This window comes from Microbacterium pratiae, assembly GCF_047302165.1.
GTDB lineage: Bacteria > Actinomycetota > Actinomycetes > Actinomycetales > Microbacteriaceae > Microbacterium.
This window is the reverse complement of sequence record NZ_CP154843.1, coordinates 959092-976085: the sequence shown is the minus strand read 5'-3', so window position 1 is coordinate 976085 and position 16994 is coordinate 959092. Positions and strand designations below refer to the sequence as shown.

The window sequence follows — 16994 nt, the reverse complement described above, 5'->3', positions numbered from 1 at the left end:
CGCGGGCCAGCACCTACAGTCGCCTCATGACCGTCCCCCACCTCGTGACCGAGATCCCCGGCCCGCGCTCGCGACGCCTCCACGACGAACGCAGCCAGGCCGTATCCGCGGGCTTCGGCGTGACGCTGCCCGTCTTCATCGCGGATGCGACGGAATCGACTCTCATCGACGTCGACGGCAACGAGCTCATCGATCTCGCGTCCGGGATCGCCGTCACGAGCGTGGGCGCATCCCACCCGCGTGTCCGCGAGCGGGTTGCGGCGCAGGTCGAACGATTCACCCACACGTGCTTCATGGTGACGGAGTACGAGGGATTCGTCCGGGTGGCCCAGTGGCTCAACGACCACGTGCCCGGTACGCACGAGAAGCGAACCGGCCTGTTCACGACGGGTGCCGAAGCCGTCGAGAACGCCGTCAAGATCGCTCGCGCCCACACCGGACGGGCGGGCGTGCTGGTCGTCGACGAGGCCTACCACGGCCGGTCGCTGCTGACGATGGCGATGACCGCCAAGGAGCACCCGTACAAGACCTCGTTCGGCCCGTTCCCCGCCGACGTCGTGCGCGTCCCGAACGCCAACCCCCTCCGCGGACGCCCGGTCGCCGAGGTGCTCGACGAGATCGACCGGACCATCGGCGAGCACGGCTCCGACGCCTTCGCGGCGCTCGTCGTCGAGCCGATCCAGGGCGAGGGCGGCTTCGTCGTCCCCGCCCCCGGCTTCCTGCCCGGCCTGCGCGAGATCGCCGACCGACACGGCATCGTGCTGGTCATCGACGAGATCCAGAGCGGTCTCGGCCGCACCGGTCAGCTCTTCGCGAGCGAGCACGAGGGGGTCGTTGCCGACCTCGTCCTCACGGCGAAGGCGCTCGGCGGCGGACTCCCCCTCAGCGCCGTCACGGGTCGCGCCGAGATCATGGACGCCGTGCACCCGGGCGGTCTGGGCGGCACCTACGCCGGCAACCCGCTCGCCTGCGAGGCCGCCCTCGCCGTGTTCGAGGTGCTCGAAGACCCCGACCTGCTCCCCCGCGTGGCGCGCATCGAGGCCGCGATCCGCGGCCGGCTCGAGCCGCTCCTCGCCGAGTTCGACGTCGTCGCCGAGGTCCGCGGGCGGGGCGCGATGATGGCGGTCGAGTTCGCCGACCCCGGCACCCTCGCTCCCCGGAGCGACCTCGCCCAGCGGGTGTCGGCCGCGTGCCACGCCGCCGGGGTTCTGACGCTGACGTGCGGCACCCACGGCAACGTCATCCGGCTCCTGCCGCCGCTCGTGATCGACGAGGCGGTGCTCGCGGCCGGACTCGACATCCTCGTCGACGCCATCCGCTCCGCCGTCGCATCCGCCGCATCCGAGGCATCCGAGGCATCCGAGGAGGACGCAGCATGAGCGCCACGACCGATCTGCTCGACTTCGACGGCCAGCTGAGCGAGGCCGAGCGCGACGTGCGCGACCGCGTCCGCGCCTTCGTCGACGCCCGCGTGAAGCCCGCGATCGCCGGCTGGTACGACGCCGGACGGTTCCCCGCCGAGCTCATCCCCGAGCTCGCCGACCTGGGCGTGCTCGGCATGCACCTGACCGGCTACGGCTGCCCCGGTCGCAGCGCCGTCGAGTACGGTCTCGCCGCGATGGAGCTCGAAGCGGGCGACTCGGGCCTGCGCACCTTCGTCTCGGTGCAGGGGTCGCTCGCGATGAGCGCCATCCACAAGCACGGCAGTGAGGCGCAGAAGCAGAAGTGGCTGCCGCCGATGGCGCGCGGCGAGGTCATCGGCTGCTTCGGGCTGACCGAGCCCGACTCGGGCTCCGACCCCGGCAGCATGACGACGTTCGCGCGCCGCGACGGCGACGAATGGGTCATCAACGGCGCCAAGCGCTGGATCGGCCTCGCCTCGATCGCGCACATCGCCGTGATCTGGGCGCAGACCGACGAAGGCGTCCGCGGTTTCGTCGTCCCCACCGACACAACGGGGTTCACGGCTACGCCCATCGCCCCGAAGATGTCGATGCGCGCGTCGATCCAGTGCGACATCGCCCTCGCCGACGTGCGGCTGCCGCTCGACGCGCAGCTGCCCGAGGCCCGCGGGCTGCGCGCGCCGTTCTCCTGCCTCAACGAGGCCCGCTACGGCATCGGCTGGGGCGTCATCGGCGCCGCGCGCGACAGCTACGAGACGGCGCTCGACTACGCCGGCCGCCGGATGCAGTTCAATCAGCCGATCGCGTCGTTCCAGCTCACCCAGAGCAAGCTCGTCGACATGGCGCTTGAGATCGAGAAGGCGCAGCTGGTCGCCCTGCGGCTGGGGCGACTGAAGGATGCCGGCCGGCTGCAGCCCCACCAGATCTCCGTCGCGAAGCTCGCGAACACCCGAGCGGCCATCGCCGTGGCGCGCGAGGCGCGGACGATCCTCGGTGGCAACGGCGTCACGGCCGACTACTCGCCGATGCGGCACGCCGCGAACCTCGAATCGGTGCGGACGTACGAGGGCACCGACGAGATCCACACGCTCGTCCTCGGAGCCCACCTCACCGGCATCCCCGCGTTCCGCACCGCCGCACCCCAGGAGGACCGATGACCACGACCATCGACCTGCGACACCTCATCGACGGCCGCTGGGTGACCGGCAGCGGCGACGAGCTCGTCGACGTCAACCCGAGCCGGCCGTCCGACATCGTCGCCTCCGGGCCGGGAGCATCGGACGACGACGTCGCCCGCGCGTTCGTCGCCGCGCGGGCCGCCGCCGAGGGATGGCGCCGCACGCCGGCCCGATCGCGCGCGGCCGTGCTGCTGCGCGCGGCGGACATCGTCGCGGCCCACAGCGAGGAGTGGGGCACCGAGCTCGCCCGCGAGGAGGGGAAGACGCGGGCCGAGGGTATCGCCGAGGTCGCCCACGGCGCCAACATCCTGCGATTCCACGCGCACGACGTCGAGCGGGCGTCGGGCGAGGTCTACGAGTCGCCCACCCCGGGCGAGCGCATCCTCGTGGTGCGCCGACCGGTCGGGGTCATCGGCGCGATCACGCCGTTCAACTTCCCCTTCTCCATCCCGGCGTGGAAGCTCGCCCCCGCTCTGGCGTGGGGCAACACGATCGTGTGGAAGCCGGCGACCTTCGTACCCGTCCTGGCAATGCGCTTCGCCGAGGCGCTGATGGAGGCCGGGCTCCCCGACGGGGTGCTCAACCTCGTCAACGGAACCGCCGCGGTCGGCGAGGCGATCGTCGCGCACCCCGATGTCGACGCCGTGACCTTCACCGGCTCGACCCGGGTCGGACGCCAGATCGCGTCCCGGCTCGCCGGCCGCGGCATCCCGTTCCAGGGCGAGCTGGGCGGCAAGAACGCCTCGCTGGTGCTCGAGGACGCCGACCTCGACCTCGCCGTCGAGCAGGTCGCGATCGGCGCCTTCCGCGCCGCGGGGCAGAAGTGCACCGCGACCTCGCGCGTCATCGTGCACGAAGCGGTCGCCGACCGCTTCCTCGCGGCCCTGGCCGAACGCACCCGCGCCGCTGTCGTGGGCGATGCTCTCGGTGACGGCGTCGAGGTCGGCCCCGTCGTCGACGCGGGCGCCCGCGACCGCATCAACGGCGCTCTCGACCGCGCGAGCCGCTACGCGACGCCCGTCGTCGCGCCGGGGCCCTACCGCGACGGCCCGCTCGCGGAGGGGTTCTTCATCCCGCCGTCGGTCTTCGAGCTGCCCGCGGCCGAGCCCGGCGAGCTGTGGCACGACGAGCTGTTCGGCCCCGTCGTCGGGGTCCGGCGGACGCGCTCCGCGGCCGAGGGCTTCGCGCTCGTCAACGACAGCGAGTACGGGCTGTCGACCGCGGTCTTCACGACCGACCTCGGGCGCGCACTCGCCGCGATCGACGACATCCGGGTCGGGGTCGTGCACATCAACTCCGCCTCGGCCGGAGCCGACCTGCACGTGCCCTTCGGCGGCACGCGCGGCAGCGCGCTGGGCCCGAAGGAGCAGGGATCCGTCGCCCGCGACTTCTTCACCGAGACCGCGACCGTCTACCTCCGCGGCTGACCCCCGCCCGGGGTCGGGGTCGGCGGCCGGGCCGGGCGGGCGTGGTGGTTCCGCGATGCAAGGGATCCGTCCCGACACCCCGCCCCCGCGGCATCCCTGCCGGCATGTCGTGCCCGATCCCTTGCATCCCGGCCCTCCCCTCCCCTGAGCAGACCTCCCGGTCACCGGCCCGCGATGCGATGGTTCGTGCCCGACACCCCGGGTTGCGGCATCCGCTCGCGGGGTGTCGGGCACGATCCCTTGCATCCGGGCATCGGGGCACCGGGCATCAGGGCACCGAGGCACCGAGGCACCGACGGACGGATGCCGCGGGCCGGCGTCACTGCTCGGCGGCGACCCGTTCGTGGGTGTGCTGGGTCGCCGTGGCCATGTCGTGGGCGACGCCGAGCGACTCGAGGTAGTCCGCGACGGCGGCCATCTCGTGCGCGCGGCGCGCCGCGTGGGTGCGCGTGCCCCGCTCGAGTCGCTCGACCACCGCGTGGCCGTCGCCGGCGAGCTGGCGGGCGATCTGGTCGCGGATCCACTGCTCCGACCCTGCTGCCCGCCCGGCCGCGAGCGCCTCGGTGATGATCGCTCCGAGTCCCTTCATCAGGATGCTGCGCAGGAGCTTGCGCGCCGACGCATCGCCGGCGACCTCGCCCCCGCCCTCGACCGACGCCCCGAACGATCGCAGGGTGTCGGTGGCGACGGCGCGCCCCGATCCCGACACGATCGCGTCGGTCGCGGCACCCCGCAGGGGGACGGGCCCGAGGATCGCGACATCCGCGAACGCCGGCCCGGCGGTCTCGATGACCTCGGCGACCCGGGCGAGCACCTCCGGAGAGGCGGTCGTGCAGTCGACGTAGGTCGCGTCGGTCCGAAGGTGGGGTGCAGCCTCTGCAGCGATCTGCTCCGAGAGCGATGCCGTCGTGAGAGTCAGCACGATCTCGGCCGCCGCGACGGCCTCCGCGAGCGTGGTCGCGCGCGTCACCCCCTCGGGAGTCTCGGGAGCGAACGGGTCGTACCCGGTCACGTCGTATCCCGCGGCGACGGCCCCCTGGGCATAGAGACGCCCGGCCTCGCCGAGGCCGATGACGGCGAGAGGGGTAGGACCCGCAGCGCGCTGCTGCGCAGTGTCGACGGCGCCCATCAGCTCTCCGCCGGCTTCTCACCGCGGATGTTGAACAGCGCATAGCCGAGCAACGAGACCAGGACTGCTCCGACGATGGCCGGCCCCTTGAAGAGCGTCTCGGCGGTGACGACGAGGTCGGGCAGCACGAAGACGATCCCGACGATCTGGGTGAGCACGAGCGCGCAGGCGAGCGCGAGGAACGCCATCATGGCGAGCGCGAACACTCCCGTGACGGTCTTGTCGAGCGTTTTCCGCATGAGGATGCCTCTCAGGTGATGGGGACGGGGACGATGCCGACGGCGATCAGGACGCCGAGGACGAAGAACGGCAGCACGTAGTAGATGACGAGCGGGATGAAGGTCTGCTCCGGCCTCGCGCCGGTGATGCCGCTCGCGACGAAGATCGCGCCGGATGCCGGCGGCGAGGCGCCCTCGGTCGAGGCGAACACGAGGATCGCGATGACGGCGAGCAGCGGGTCGACTCCCGCGGCGACGAGCGTCACGAGCGAGACCTGGCCGACGGCGCTGAGCGTCGCGGTCGACGACAGGGGGCCGGCGACCAGCACGACGAAGAATCCGACGAGCGTCACGAGCAGCCACACGGGGATGTCGAGGTTGCCGAGCAGAGCGTCGACGTCGTCGGCGAGGCCGAGCGATGCGAGCACCTCGCTCGCCGCGATCGCGAAGAAGAGCAGCGCGCCGATCGCGTAGTACTTCGACGCCGCGCCGCCGAAGAACTCCCACCAGCCGCGCGCGGAGCGCGGCAGCTGACGCCAGCCGACGGCAGCGCTGATGAGGATGATGAGGACGGGGATCCAGGTGATCAGCGAGACCGAGCCCATGGCGTCTGACAGGGGGGATGCGGCCAGGAAGTCGGCGAGCGGACCGATCGTGATCGAGACGGGGATGATCGCACCGAGGAAGATCAGCATCGAGGTCCAGTTGCGGCGAACGGCCGGCCCGACCGCGGGACGCTCTTCTCCGGCGACCCGGTGGATGCCGTCACGGTGGACGAACCACGCGATGAGGACCATCCGGATGAGGAACTGGTAGACACCGGCGACGAACAGGGCGAGATACACCGAGCTCGTGGTGACGAGGCTGCCGGCGAATCCGATCATGATGACCATCGACGCGCTCGGCGGCAGCGCTGCGCCGAGGCCGGCGTTGCCGGCGATGACCGTGGCGGCGCGGGCCTTGCTCCAGCCGGTCCGCGTCATCCACGGACCGGTGATGACACCGCTCGTGGCCGCGTTGCCGGTGTTGGAGCCTCCTGCGACCGCACCCATCGCCCCGGAGGCCACCGTGTCGACGATCGCCGGGCCCCCGCGGAGGCCGCCCAGCAGACTCGTGAGGATCTCGATCAGGCGGGCGATGGTTCCCGTCCGCTCGACGAGGTAGGTCATGAAGATGAACGCGATCGCCGCGTACATGACTTCGTTCGAGCTCGCGTCGACGATGGCGTCGCGAGCCACCTGCGGCGCCTGCAGTCCCGCGAAGAGCACGGTCGCGACGAAGCCGAGCACCATGGCCTCGGCCATGCTGCGCTTCACCACGACGTTCCACACGACGATGATCGCGAGGAAGACGAAGAGGGCGATGACGGCTACGGGCACGACGGCACCTCCGTCGTAGGGGTCGGATCGTCGTTGATCACTCGCAGCTCCTTTGCTCGCGATGGTGGTCACCTGGCGGCGACGGTGTTTCGTCAGACACAGTACGGTTGCGTCACGTGAAACGTCATTTCACAGGACGCGTGACGCGCTTGTCAAGCCGACCTCCCGATCCGACGACACCGCCGGCCACGCGGGCATGACGAGCACCCCCTCGCGATCGGGAGACCGGGCGAGCAGGATGACGCGAGATCGGCGGCTCAGGAAGCCGGAGCCGCCGCGTCCGCGCGGATCAGAGGGAGAGAGCGATGGCGTGCGCCGCGCGGCGCAGCTCCGGCGCCCATCCGCGGAGCGCCTCGCTGGTCGTGCTCTCGTCCGGACCGAGCACCGAGACCGCGGCCACGACGGCGCCCTCGCGGTCGAGGACGGGCACACTGACGGCCGCGACGCCGACATCCCGTTCGGACACGGAGATATGGAAGCCCGCCTCCCGGATGCCGTCGACCGACGCACGGAGCAGTTCGGGCGTCACCACCTCGCCACCGGCCGTGCGGAACTCGCGCGCGTGCCCGAGCACCCGTTCGCGTTCATCGTCCGGCAGGAACGCCAGCATCGTCCGGCCCGCGCCGACCAGCAGCGGCAGCCGGCGTCCGAGGGGCAGCTGGTACCGCAGCGGGTCGCGTCCGTCCACGCGAGCCGCGAGCACACGTGACTCGCCCGAACGGGCGTACAGCGAGGCGGTGAGGCCCGTGGTGCGCGCGAGCTCCTGCAGGTGCGGCCGCGACCGCACGACGAGCGGGTCGGACTGCAGATACCGGTGGGCCATCCCGAGGCCCGCGACGCCCAGGCGGTACTCGCCGCTGTCGTCGTGCTGGACGAAGCCGCGCCGCTGCAGCACGCCGACGAGCCGGAGGACGGTCGCCGCGTGCAGCTCGGTGCCTCGACTCAGATCGACCAGACGCAGCGGGCCGTCGGAGCGTTCGAGCATCTCGAGGATGTCCAACGCGCGCTCGACGCTGCGAACGGTCGGCTGGTTCGCGGCATCCGGGGTATCGGGCATGACCTCATTCTCGCAAGGTCGACACGATTCCCGGGGACCGGCTCAGCCCGCGACGATCGACGCCCGGATCCGCGACTCGTCGGCGTGCTTGGCCTCGGCCCGCACGAGGACCTCCTCCGCCTCCGCAGCCGGCACCACCACGACGCCGTCCGCATCGCCGAGGACGATGTCGCCGGGCGCGACGACGACACCGCCGAGGGCGACGGCGCGGTGATTTCGCCACGGGCCGTTCTTGTACGGGCCCGCGGGCGTGACCGATCGCGCGAAGGTCGGGAACCCGAGCTCGCCCAGTTCTTCGGCGTCGCGCACCGCGCCGTCGATGACGATCCCGACGCATCCGCGCACCCGCAGCCGCTCGGCGATGAGCTCGCCGATCAGCGCGCGGTTGCGGGCGCCGTGACCGTTGACGACGAGGACGTCGCCCGGGCCGATGTCGGGCAGCGTGCGATGGATGCCGAGGTTGTCGCCCTCGGCGACCTCGACGGTGACCGCGCGGCCGGCGAGGCGGGCACCGCGCCACACCGGGCCGATCTCGGCGTCGACGACGCCCAGCCGCTCCATCGCGTCTCCGACGTTGGCCGTCGGCAGCGCTCCCAGGCGCTCGATCAGGTTCGCGTTCTCGGTCATGTTCTCCTCCTTCGGCGCCGACAGCCGGCGCGTGCGTGGTCGGGGTGGTCGTGGCTATCGGGTGTTCGCGAGGGCGGGGGCATACGCGGTCAGCGGGCAGGAGCGTCGAGCCCGAAGCGGTCGGCGAGGGCCCCGAGACGGTCGTGATCGACGTCGGTGAGCCGGATGCCGTCGCGCTCCGCGCGTTCACGCTGCTCGTGCTCGATGAGGCCGGGGTAGTAGACGCGCTCACCGTCGGCCGCATGCATGTCCGCGACATCGGCGAGCGACTGCTCGACCAACCGGTCGAAGAGATCGGCACCGCCGAAGGCCTCGGGGTCGAGGGCGATGAGCAGGTGGGCGGTGCCCGACACCGCGGACGCGTCGGGCAGCCCGACGACGGAGCCCACCGGGCCGGTGCCCGAGAGGCTTCCGGCGAGCAGGTCGATCATGAGCGACAGCCCTGCACCCTTGGGACCGCCGAGCGGGGCGAGGTCGCCGTCGAGCGCGGCCGCGGGATCGGTCGTCGGCGCGCCGGTGGCGTCGGTGGCCCAGCCGGCGGGGATCTCGGTCTCACCGTTGTCGAAAGCGCGCCGGATCTTGCCGCGCGCCACCGTCGTCGACGACATGTCGAGGACGGCCAGGGGGCGGCGCCGCGAGGGCACCCCGATCGCGATGGGGTTGGTGCCGAGCAGCCGACGCGTGCCGTTGAAGGGCGGCATGGCGGGCGACGCGTTGGTCAACGCGATGCCGACGAGCCCGCTCTCGGCGGCAGCGCGGACGTAGTGTCCCGCGACGCCGAAATGATTGGAGCGGGCGACCGACACGACGCCCGCTCCGTACGCGCGCGCCCGCTCGATCGCGTGCACCACCGCGCGGCTCGCCGCGAGCTGCCCGAAACCGTTCGCCGCATCGAGCAGCGCGGTCGCACCGCGGTCGCGAATGAGCACCATCTCGGGATCGAGCGCCATCACTCCGGCATCGACACGGTCGAGGTACGTCGCGAGACGCGTGGTGCCATGAGAGTGGACACCGAGCAGATCGGCTCCGACCATCACCCCCGCGACCACGTCGGCGTTCTGCCGCCGCATCCCGGCCGCCGTCAGCACGTCGGTCGCGAACCGTCGCAGTTCGATGCCGGTCGTCGTCATAGCCGTCTCCCCGTTGAGATCGTGCAAGTTTCACTGGTTGCAATACCAGTGCGTCAAATGAAACTAGCACGCCGCGTGGGCAGCCGGAAGGCGCGGGCGTCGGGCCGCGATGTAAGGTTTCGCGCCTGGACACCCCGTGGCCCGGGTCACCCGGCCGGCGTGTCGCCCGGGATGTCTTGCGTCCGCGCACCGGCGTCACCGAACGCCGCCGGTCGGCGCGGCCGGCGGGTGCGAGGTGCGGGTACCCTCAGGAGCGCCGTGCGCGAGCCCGAGTGGCCGCCAGCGCGGTGGCACCGGCCGCCGCGACGAGCGCGCCGAGGAGCGCCGTGGTCGCGAGCGGCTGACCGGGGGCTCCGGATGCCGCGAGCCGGCCCGAGCCGGCTCCACCGGAGCCCGCGGGGACGACAGGCGGCGCGGCGTTCCCCGTCCCCGGCGCTCCGGGCTCCTCCGGCTGCCCCGGTCCGGCGACTCGCTCCACCGCGAAGGCGACGACGACGACCTCGCCGGCCCTCACCTCGACCTCCTGCGAGACATCACCGACGGCCGTGAACCCCTCGGGCGCCTCGAGCGCGACGGTGTAGACCCCCGGGGGCAGGTCGTCGACAGCGAAGACACCTGCTTCGGAGGTCTCGGCCTCGACCGCGACATCCGCTCCCACGACGGTGGCGACGGCCCCCGCGACGGGGGCTTCGTCCGCGTCGAGCACGACCCCGGCGATGCCGCCCGTGGGGACCGGCACGACGACCGGCGCGATCACGAAGTCCTGGTCGGTCACGGGCTCCTCCGAACCCGCCTCGACAGTGAACGGTGCAGGGGCGGACACGACCTCGAACCCATCGGGAGGCGTCAGACTCGCCTGATAGGCACCCGGGTCCACGTCGGTGAACTCGAACGCGCCCTCCGTCGTCGTGACCGCGGTGCGGTCTTCATCGAGAGACACGACCACGTCGGCGACCGGTTCGCCCGCGTCGTCGACCACGGTCCCCGTGACCGCCACCGACCTGACATCGCGGATGACGAAGTCGGCGACGGCATCCGACACGCTGAGGTCGACGATGGCGCTGGCGACATCGGCCGTCTGGCCCGTCGGCGGCACGATCGTGACGCTGTAGCCGTCCGACGCCTGTACGGCGGGGAACGCATACGTGCCGTCGGATGCGGATTCCGTCGTCGCGATCACCGAACCGGCGGGATCACGCAGTTCGAGCGTCGTCCCGCCGATCCGCTCGTCGGCCACGTCCGTCACGGTGCCGGTGATGCCGCGGCTCAGGGAGGCGAACCACGTCTGGTAGATCGGGGTGCCCGACCGGACCGAGAACTCGAACGTGAGCGTCGCCAGTGGGACCGACGGCTCGAACCATCCCGCAGCGCCGGAGGTGTCGAGTGCACCGTCGTTGCCGATGAGGATCTGCGTGTCGGCGTCCCACCGCGCGACGTCACCGGCGAGGATGACGCCGGAGCACGACGGCCGACCCGGGAGCCCCTGCTCGCAGTAGTTGAAGCCACCGCGGAAACCCAGCCCGGACGCCGGGACGGACGAGCCGTCGGGCGCCGTCGCCGTGACACGCACCTGGTCGGCGTCGATGTCGCCGAGGGCGAAGGCCCATCCCGTCGCGGGAGTGGGGCGGTCGAAGGTGTAGGTCGTGACGGACGGCGTCGAGCCGCGCGCGCCGATCGTGAGGTAGGGCTCGTCGCGGCTCGAGCCGTAGCGGGCGCCGATGGGCGTCCCCTCGCTCAGCCACGTGCTCGCGCCAGACGCGCGCTGCATCGTCGACGCGGTGCTGGCGATCGTGGCGTTCAGCGCGGGCAGCTCGGCGATCGCCACGCTGCCGGTGCGGGCTCCCGCGGTCCCCTGAGGTTCTGACGGCTGCCCCCACTGCGACGACTGCGCTGCGGAGGCGGGGGCGGCGCCGGCCCCCAGGACGGCCGTCATGGTCCACGCCGCCGCGACGACCAGTGCCGCCGCGGAGCGCCACCTGCGTCCGGTCGTCGAGGTCGTACCGAGGGGGGTCGCATCTGAGCGCATGGGGGTCATCCTCCGCCCGCGAGGGGGAGCCTGTCCAGAAGTTTTCCTGAGCAGATGAAGATGCTTATGCCACCAACCCAGGTCGGACCGGCCCGGGCCGCGATGCCAGAGTTCGAACGGGACATCCCGAGCCCGCGGCATCCTGACCGGGGTGTCAGGTCCGATTCATTGCATTCCGGCCCGGAACGGACGGATGCCGGCAACCCGGGTCAGGCGTCGAGAACGACCTCGTCGCCGATCCGAACGACACCGCCGCCATCGGCGGGGAGGAGCAGGATGCCGAGGGTCGGCTCGGCCTGGTCGAACTCGGTCGTCAGCACGCGCAGCAGCCGCGCGTCACGCTCCCCCGTGTCGGGATTGGCCATGATCGCGGCGCACCGGCCGATGGGGCGCTGCACGTCGAAGGCGACGTCGCCGATGCGGATGCGTCCGCTCCAGCCCAGCTCGTCCCACGCCGCGACACCCGAAACGACGATGTTCGAGCGGAACCGCCGGCTGTCGACGGGCGCGGCCACCGCGGCATCCACATCATCGACCGAGGCGGCGCCGTGCAGCGAGACGTAGCCGCGGGCACGGTCCTGGAACCGGGCGGTGACACCGTCGCCGACGAGCCGCAGCGGCAGCACGCCCTCCCGATCGAGCCGACGCGCATCGGGAGACGCCTGCACGAACGCGGTCGCCGCCGCTTCGAGCTCCCGCCGTCCCGCGTCGTCGAGCCCCGCCTCGGCGAGCACCACTCCGTCGGCGCTCAGCCTCAGCCGCTGCGCGTCGGCGTCGAACGCCAGTGCCACGCGCGCGAGCGCCGGGAAGTCCATGAGAGCGAGACCGCGGCTCTTCGGCCAGGACTCGAGGCCGTCGGCATCCTCCGGATCGACGGCGTCGGCGAACCGGAACGCGAGCACCCGGTCGCCGGCGATCCGCCCGTCGGCCTGCACGACGAGCTCGTCGCGCGTTTCGGGAGTGAATCCCTTGACGGGATAGCGGTAGAGAGCGGAGACGACGGGCACACCGATACTCTGCCGCACCGGACCCCGCGCCGCCGCACCCGACCCCGCGCCGCCGCAACGGACCCCGCACCCGATCAGCGGCCCGCGACCGCCCAAGCCGCGAGGGCCGCGACGAGCGTCCGGTGCCCGGAGGCCTCGAAGGCGCGTGCGTCGTGCCCGAGGACATCGACCGCGATGCGGCCGCCGCCGTACTCGCGCACCCACGCCGCCGCCTCTTTCGCGCCGTCGCCTTCGTGCCACGCGACGACGGTCCGATGCCCGAGCCGCTGCAGCGCGCAGTAGCGCTCGTCGTGCGTGTGGAAGGTGGTGGGCACCTCGACGGGCACGGCATCCGGTTCGACCTGGACCGTCATCTCGCCCGCCTCGGGGTGGAACGAGAGCTCCGGCAGCCAGATCGCACCCAGCGCGGGCGCCCATTCGGGATAGTCGCGCAGCGACGAGACCGCGGAATGCACGGCGAGCACGCCGATGCCGCGTTCGAGGGCTGCGGCGAATCCCGCCACCGACGACGGCGGCGCGCCCCGCGTCAGGCTGCTGCCACCGCGCCAGGGATCGCCTGCGCAAACCGCGACGAGGTCGTAGCCATCGAGGTTCGCCATGCCCTGGTCGACGTCGTCCGACACGGCGACATCCCAATCCCGGTGGCGGAGGATGTCGGCGACCTGCGCGCCCACCTCGGCGAACGGATGCCACGGGTCGGCGTACCGTCCCGATCCGGTCAGGACGAGTGCTCGATGTGCCATGGCTGCGCTCCCTCGCTCGCGTGCTCCCACCGTAGGGGTCGCCCGGCACCCGCGCCGACGGGTTGAGAATCGCCGTCGCCTGTGACAGCGATCGCGGTCAGACGGAGCCGAGCTCTCCCGCCCGGAGCCCGAGCAGAGCCTCGACGGCCGTCGACATCAGGCGGATGCGGGAGTCGGCGTCGCGCCACGACACCAGTGCGTGCGCATTGAGCCCGTCGATCATCCCGAGCACCTGGGCCGCGACGGCAGCGGCATCGTCGACGCGGAACGCCCCCGCGCGGACGCCGTCGCGGATGATGCCCTCGAGGAAGGCCGTCCACGCGTCCATCTGTGCCCGCACCCGCTCGGCGAGCGCTTCGTTGCGGCGACCGAGGGCCCACGACTGCACCCACACGAGCGTCACGTCGGAGCGGGTGCCGTCGAGGAGCGTGTGCAGAAGTTCGCGGACGAGCACGACGGCGTCGGGATCGCCCGTCCGCAGGTGCTCGAGGTCCGTCAGCTCGGCGGCGACGATCGTGTCGAACGCCGCGGCGACGACGTCGTCCATGCTGGGTGCGTGGTGGGCGACCAGGGCCGGTCCGACACCGACGGCGGCCGCGACGGCCCGCAGGGTGACCGCACTCAGGCCCTGCTCGCGGGCGATGCGCTCGGCGGCGGTGGCGATCTGCGCACGCCGCTGCTCTCCGCTCAGCCGCGCTCGCCCCGGGGATTCCTTTGACGCCATGCCCGCCAGTCTGTACGCTTCCGAGAAATTGATCAACTGATCAACTAGACCTCGGAGGACCGCGATGCCCTGGAGGATGCCGGCCGAGTCCGCGCCGCACGAGCGCACCTGGATGGCGTTCCCGCGCGTCGGGTTCACCCTGGGTGAGACCGACGCCGACCGCGCGGAGGGGTACGCAGCGTGGACCGCCGTCGCCCACGCCGTCGCCGAGTTCGAGCCGGTCACGATGCTGGTCGATCCGACCGAGACCGCGCGGGCGCGCAACCTCCTCGGCAGCGGGATCGAGCAGCACGAGACGCCGGTCGACGAGTTCTGGATGCGCGACCACGGCCCGACCTTCGTCGTCGACGACGACCGACCCGGCGTCCTCGGCGCGGTCGACTGGATCTTCAACGGATGGGGCGCCCCCGACTGGGCGGACTGGCGGCTCTCAGCCCAGCACGCCCGTACCGTCGCAGCCCACGTCGGAGCCGACCTGGTCAGCTCGATGCTCGTCAACGAGGGCGGCGGCATCCACGTCGACGGCGACGGCACCGTGCTGGTGACCGAGACCGTCCAGCTCGATCCGCGCCGCAACCCCTTCGCGGACCGGGCGCGCGTCGAGGCCGAGCTGCTCCGCACGCTCGGCACCGGCACCGCCATCTGGCTGCCGCGGGGACTCACGCGCGACTACGACGAGTTCGGCACGAACGGCCACGTCGACATCGTCGCGACGTTCGCGGCGCCCGGCCGGGTGCTGCTGCACGCTCAGCCCGACCCCGCGCATCCCGACCACGCGGTCATGCCCGAGATCCGTGCCGCTCTCGAGACCGCGACGGATGCCGCGGGCCGGCGCCTCGAGATCATCGACCTGCCCGGTCCGGCGCAGCTGCGCGACGACGAGGGCTTCGTCGACTTCAGCTACGTCAATCACCTCGTCGTCAACGGCGGGGTCATCGCGTGCGGGTTCGGTGATCCTGTGGCCGACGACCGCGCCCGCGGCATCCTCTCCGACGCCTACCCCGGCCGCCGGGTCGTGACGGTCGATGCCCGTCCCCTGTTCGCCCGCGGCGGCGGCATCCACTGCATCACGCAGCAGCAGCCCGCCCTGCCCGCGCAACCCCCCGTCGACTCGCCACGAATTGCGGATGCCGCCCCCTCGGGATCCGCACTCTCTGGCGAGTCGACGGTGAGCAGAACAGAGACCGACCGGTGACCGAGGTCTGGGAGGCCTCCATCGCCGAGCTCGGGGCGGCGCTCACGAGCGGCGAGACCACCGCGGTCGAGCTCGTCGAGGCCTACCTCGCCCGCATCGACGCCTACGACGGCGCCGACACCGCCACGGCTCTGAACGCGGTCGTCGTGCGCAATCCCGACGCCCTCGCCGAGGCGCAGGCGTCGGACGAGCGTCGCGCCCGCGGCGAGAGCCGGGGCCCGCTCGACGGCATCCCGTACACGGCGAAGAACAGCTACCTGGTCCGCGGCCTCACCGCCGCCGCGGGAAGCCCCGCGTTCGCGGACCTCGTCGCGCAGCGCGACGCCTTCACGATCGAACGACTGCGGGATGCCGGGGCCATCTGCCTCGGGCTGACCAACATGCCCCCGATGGCCAACGGCGGCATGCAGCGCGGTCTGTACGGGCGCGCCGAGAGCCCCTACAACCCCGATCGGCTGACCGCCCCGTTCGCTTCGGGGTCATCGAACGGATCGGGCACCGCCACCGCCGCGAGCTTCGCCGCGTTCGGTCTCGGCGAGGAGACCTGGTCGAGCGGGCGCGGCCCGGCCTCGTACAACGCCCTCTGCGCGTACACGCCCTCGCGTGGCGTGATCTCGGTGCGCGGCAACTGGCCGCTCGTCCCGACGATGGATGTCGTCGTGCCGCACACCCGCACGATGGCCGATCTGCTGGCCGTGCTCGATGTCGTCGTCGCCGATGATCCCGACAGCCGCGGCGACTTCTGGCGCATGCAGCCCTGGGTCGAGCTCCCGGCGGCCTCGACCGTCCGGCCGCCGAGCTACCGCGACCTCGCGGTCGCGGACCCCGTCGACGCCCGCGCCGTCCTGGCCCGCCAGCGCATCGGCATCCCGCGGATGTACATCGGCGCCGACGGGGATGCCGGCACCGCGACCGATCCCGGTATCGGCGGGCCCACGGGGCGGCGCATCCAGACACGGCCGGGCGTGATCGCGCTGTGGCGCGCACTCCGCGACGATCTCGAAGCCGCCGGAGCCGAGGTCGTCGAGACCGACTTCCCCGTCGTGTCGCGCTACGAGAACGACCGCCCGGGCGCGGGGTCCATCGCGACGAACGGACGGGTGAGTCCCGCGTACCTGCGCCGCGAGATCACCGACCTGTCGGCATGGGCATGGGACGACTTCCTCCGCGCCAACGGCGACCCCGCCTTCCCCGGCCTCGCGGGCATCGACGGCGCGCGGATCTTCCCGCATCCCGACGGCGCCCTGCCCGACCGCTACGACGGCTTCGACGACGACATCGCCGAGTACCCCGAGTGGGTCCGCACCCACCCGGACGTCGAGCTCATCGACATCCCGCACCTCGAGGGCGGGCTCCGCGGTCTCGAGGACACCCGACGCATCGACCTCGAGGAGTGGATGGATGCCGCCGGCCTCGACGCCGTCGTCTTCCCCGCTGTCGCCGACGTCGCTCCCGCCGACATGGACGTGAACCCCGCCTCGGCCGACCTCGGCTGGCGCAACGGCACCTGGATCGCCAACGGGAACCTCGCCATCCGCCACCTCGGTATCCCGACCGTGACGGTTCCGATGGGGCTCCTGCCCGACATCGGGATGCCGGTGGGCCTGACGATCGCCGGACGCGCGTACGACGACAGCGCGTTGCTGCGCCTCGGCGCCGCCGTCGAGGCGCTCGCTCCGCGCCGGGTCGCGCCACCGCGCACCCCGCCGCTCTCCTGAACCGCTCCTCCCGGCCCCGGCCCGCCCCGACAG

The 16994-nt window shown here is 72.3% G+C and carries 15 protein-coding genes; 5 read left to right on the top strand and 10 right to left on the bottom strand.

All coding sequences use genetic code 11. The features are described 5' to 3' along the window. Positions 1-26: 26 nt before the first annotated feature. Genes gabT through AA0Y20_RS04565 form a run of 3 tightly spaced genes read left to right on the top strand, consistent with a single transcriptional unit; the run spans position 27 to position 4008 of the window. Positions 27-1379: a 4-aminobutyrate--2-oxoglutarate transaminase gene (gene gabT, locus AA0Y20_RS04575; RefSeq protein WP_412937731.1), complete on the top strand. Its 1353-nt coding sequence runs from the start codon at positions 27-29 to the stop codon at positions 1377-1379. After that, a complete protein-coding gene (locus AA0Y20_RS04570) occupies positions 1376-2560 on the top strand; it encodes an acyl-CoA dehydrogenase family protein (protein WP_412937729.1) in 1185 nt (394 codons plus the stop codon). The genes gabT and AA0Y20_RS04570 overlap by 4 nt, the downstream gene beginning before the upstream one ends. Beyond that, positions 2557-4008, top strand: a complete 1452-nt coding sequence (locus AA0Y20_RS04565) for an aldehyde dehydrogenase family protein (protein WP_412937727.1) — start codon at positions 2557-2559, stop codon at positions 4006-4008. The genes AA0Y20_RS04570 and AA0Y20_RS04565 overlap by 4 nt, the downstream gene beginning before the upstream one ends. A 319-nt stretch (positions 4009-4327) precedes the next feature. Here AA0Y20_RS04565 and AA0Y20_RS04560 read toward each other — a convergent pair whose 3' ends face one another. The 10 genes from AA0Y20_RS04560 to AA0Y20_RS04515 all read right to left on the bottom strand — a co-directional run bounded on the left by AA0Y20_RS04560 (position 4328) and on the right by AA0Y20_RS04515 (position 14048). After that, a complete protein-coding gene (locus tag AA0Y20_RS04560) occupies positions 4328-5137 on the bottom strand; it encodes an NAD(P)-binding domain-containing protein (protein WP_412937726.1) in 810 nt (269 codons plus the stop codon). Further along, a complete protein-coding gene (locus AA0Y20_RS04555) occupies positions 5137-5376 on the bottom strand; it encodes a hypothetical protein (protein ID WP_412937724.1) in 240 nt (79 codons plus the stop codon). Before AA0Y20_RS04555 ends, AA0Y20_RS04560 begins: the two co-directional genes overlap by 1 nt. 11 nt (positions 5377-5387) lie before the next feature. Next, on the bottom strand, positions 5388-6734 hold the full coding sequence (locus tag AA0Y20_RS04550; RefSeq protein WP_412937723.1) for a TRAP transporter large permease subunit: 1347 nt from the start codon (positions 6732-6734) through the stop codon (positions 5388-5390). Between the two features lie 289 nt (positions 6735-7023). Next, on the bottom strand, positions 7024-7791 hold the full coding sequence (locus AA0Y20_RS04545; protein WP_412937722.1) for an IclR family transcriptional regulator: 768 nt from the start codon (positions 7789-7791) through the stop codon (positions 7024-7026). 42 nt (positions 7792-7833) lie between these two features. After that, positions 7834-8418, bottom strand: a complete 585-nt coding sequence (locus AA0Y20_RS04540) for a methyltransferase (protein WP_412937721.1) — start codon at positions 8416-8418, stop codon at positions 7834-7836. Positions 8419-8507: 89 nt separating this feature from the next. Beyond that, positions 8508-9548, bottom strand: a complete 1041-nt coding sequence (locus AA0Y20_RS04535) for an Ldh family oxidoreductase (protein WP_412937720.1) — start codon at positions 9546-9548, stop codon at positions 8508-8510. A 247-nt stretch (positions 9549-9795) separates the two neighbouring features. Continuing rightward, the gene (locus AA0Y20_RS04530; RefSeq protein ID WP_412937719.1) at positions 9796-11574 is read right to left on the bottom strand and encodes a collagen binding domain-containing protein; all 1779 of its coding nucleotides are present in this window, start codon (positions 11572-11574) and stop codon (positions 9796-9798) included. Positions 11575-11783: 209 nt separating this feature from the next. Next, complete coding sequence (locus AA0Y20_RS04525; protein WP_412937718.1) at positions 11784-12581, bottom strand: MOSC domain-containing protein; 798 nt, start codon at positions 12579-12581, stop codon at positions 11784-11786. A gap of 74 nt (positions 12582-12655) precedes the next feature. Next, positions 12656-13324 (bottom strand): ThuA domain-containing protein, encoded by a 669-nt coding sequence (locus AA0Y20_RS04520; RefSeq protein WP_412937716.1) that lies wholly within the window; start codon positions 13322-13324, stop codon positions 12656-12658. Positions 13325-13421: 97 nt separating this feature from the next. Further along, positions 13422-14048, bottom strand: a complete 627-nt coding sequence (locus AA0Y20_RS04515; protein ID WP_412937715.1) for a TetR/AcrR family transcriptional regulator — start codon at positions 14046-14048, stop codon at positions 13422-13424. 64 nt (positions 14049-14112) lie between these two features. Between AA0Y20_RS04515 and AA0Y20_RS04510 the strand changes: the two genes are divergently transcribed. Then, positions 14113-15243 carry an agmatine deiminase family protein gene (locus AA0Y20_RS04510; protein ID WP_412937714.1) on the top strand — a complete coding sequence of 377 codons (1131 nt, stop codon included), beginning with the start codon at positions 14113-14115 and terminating at the stop codon, positions 15241-15243. Beyond that, a complete protein-coding gene (locus AA0Y20_RS04505) occupies positions 15240-16961 on the top strand; it encodes an amidase (RefSeq protein ID WP_412937713.1) in 1722 nt (573 codons plus the stop codon). Before AA0Y20_RS04510 ends, AA0Y20_RS04505 begins: the two co-directional genes overlap by 4 nt. Positions 16962-16994: the final 33 nt, after the last annotated feature.